Source organism: Streptomyces sp. NPDC056160 (assembly GCF_042268205.1).
GTDB lineage: Bacteria > Actinomycetota > Actinomycetes > Streptomycetales > Streptomycetaceae > Streptomyces.
In genome coordinates this window covers 1-1,834 of the sequence record NZ_JBHJUW010000326.1, presented here as the reverse complement: position 1 = coordinate 1,834, position 1,834 = coordinate 1, and the positions used below count along the sequence as shown (strand labels likewise).

Sequence of the window (1,834 nt, the reverse complement as noted above, 5' to 3'; positions counted from 1 at the left end):
ACGGCGGAGTCCTTTCACCTCCGCTCGATCACACGGCGCCTCGTGGCGCACCCCCTCGTAGCGTGGAGTCCGTGATTGCAGGGGAAGTTGGGGTTGAGGGTCCCCTCGTAACGTGGAGTCGTTGATACCAGGGGAAGTTGAGGTTCATGGGGTCCAAGCAACAGAAGTACGACGCTGAGTTCCGTGAGGGTGCTGTACGCATCGTGATCGAGACGGGCAAGCCGATCCCGGAGGTCGCCGAGGACCTCGGCGTGCATCCGGGGACGTTGCACAGCTGGGTCTCACGCTGGAGGAGGAACGGTTCGGCCTCCTCCGACCGGCCCGCGCCCGCCGCCTCGGGCGGCCGGCTACGAGAGGGCGAACGTGCCGAGCTGGAGCGGCTGCGTCGGGAGATGAGCGAGAAGAACAAGCGCATCCGCGAGCTGGAGATGGAACGTGATGTCTTCAAACGCTGCATGGCTTTGTGGGTGAAGTAGCTGCGGCGGACCCGGCCCAGTTGGTCGGGGCGATCAGCGACTGCAAGGCCGAGCAGAACATTCCGCACACCGTGTCCTCCCGCGTGCTGGGCGTGAGCGAGTCGTGGTTCTACAAGTGGAAGGACAAGCCTGTCACCGCCCGCGAGGTACGGCGCGGACAGCTGGCCGAAGCCATCAGGCGGGTCTTCGACTCCTCGGGCGTCACCTACGGCTCCCCGAAGGTGTGGATCACGCTCGTCAGGGAGGGATGGCGCGTCTCGGTGAACACCATCGCCAAGACCATGGCCGAGCTCGGCCTGGCCGGACGGAAGATCCGGCGACGCCGCGGGCTCACGCGCCCGGGCAGGCGGGCTGCCGCCCCGGACTTCGTGCGCCGCGACTTCAGTGCCGACGCTCCGGACCAGGTATGGGCTGGAGACATGACCGAGATCGTCACGAGCGGGGGCAAGCCTTACCTGGCCACGGTGATTGATCTGTTCTCGCGCCGCCTGCTCGGCTACGCGATGGGCGAGCGCCACGATGCCGAACTCGTCGTGGCCTCGCTGTACATGGCCGCTGCCACCCGCGGCGGCGACGTCAAGGGCGTGATCTTTCACCCTGGATCCACCGCGTGAATTCTGATCTCCGGTATCCGGCGGGCTCGTGGTGATCTTTCGGGGTGCGGGCAGCACGATGGGCCGGGTGGCCGTCCGATGCGGGGTCTCCGAGGTTCTTCCAGGTCGTGGGCGGTCAGGTCGGTTGCGTGGTTCAGGTGAGCATGCGCTGGCCGGTGGCGGTCCAAAGGTCGGTGAAGTCGTCGGCCCAGCGCCAGCGTTCGGGCAGGTGGAGGGTGAGGCGGCGGGCTCCGGTGGCGATCCGGGCGGGGATGTTGATCAGGTGGCGGCGGATAGTGCCGGTCCTCGCCTTGGCGTGGAAGGCGGAGGCGAGGTGGCCGCTCGCGCGGGTGAGGTTGTAGGCAGTGGCGGCCAGGGTCAGCCATGCGGCGTTCGCGGTGAACTTCCCCGAGGGCAGGTGGGCGAGGGCGGAGTCTTCCAGGTCGGCGAAGGCCTGCTCGATGACGGCGTGTTCGCGGTGCATCGGTTCGGCCTGAGCGAGGACGAAGGGGCTGTCGGTGAAGATCACATGGTGGCGCCAGACCCCGAACAGCTCGGCCTGGCCGGAGGGCACGCTGGTGGGATTCATCCGTTTCACGCGGCGCACGATCAGCCGGGCAGCGGTGTGGAACGCATTCTTCTTACTGGTGAACGCGGTGAAGGGGATCTCGGTGATCTCGGCGTCGGAGATCCAGCGTTCCTACGGCTTCCCAGATGGCGCTCGCGTACTTGATCGGCTTCCAGGTGTCCTCGGGGATGCCCGCG

The 1,834-nt window shown here is 67.1% G+C and carries 4 protein-coding genes; 3 read left to right on the top strand and 1 reads right to left on the bottom strand.

Going from position 1 to position 1,834, the window contains the following annotated elements; all coding sequences use genetic code 11:
* Positions 1-146: 146 nt before the first annotated feature.
* The gene (locus ACFC02_RS42460) at positions 147-476 is read left to right on the top strand and encodes a transposase (RefSeq protein WP_376368371.1); all 330 of its coding nucleotides are present in this window, start codon (positions 147-149) and stop codon (positions 474-476) included.
* Positions 464-1,090, top strand: a complete 627-nt coding sequence (locus tag ACFC02_RS42455) for an IS3 family transposase (RefSeq protein WP_376368369.1) — start codon at positions 464-466, stop codon at positions 1,088-1,090. Before ACFC02_RS42460 ends, ACFC02_RS42455 begins: the two co-directional genes overlap by 13 nt.
* 133 nt (positions 1,091-1,223) lie before the next feature.
* Here the strand turns inward: ACFC02_RS42455 and ACFC02_RS42450 are convergent, their stop codons facing one another.
* Positions 1,224-1,658, bottom strand: coding sequence for a transposase (locus ACFC02_RS42450; protein WP_376368366.1), 435 nt, complete (start codon positions 1,656-1,658; stop codon positions 1,224-1,226).
* Between ACFC02_RS42450 and ACFC02_RS42445 the strand changes: the two genes are divergently transcribed.
* The coding region (locus ACFC02_RS42445) for a hypothetical protein (protein WP_376368364.1) at positions 1,648-1,834 on the top strand (187 nt) is incomplete at its 3' end. The two genes, ACFC02_RS42450 and ACFC02_RS42445, sit on opposite strands and share 11 nt — an antisense overlap.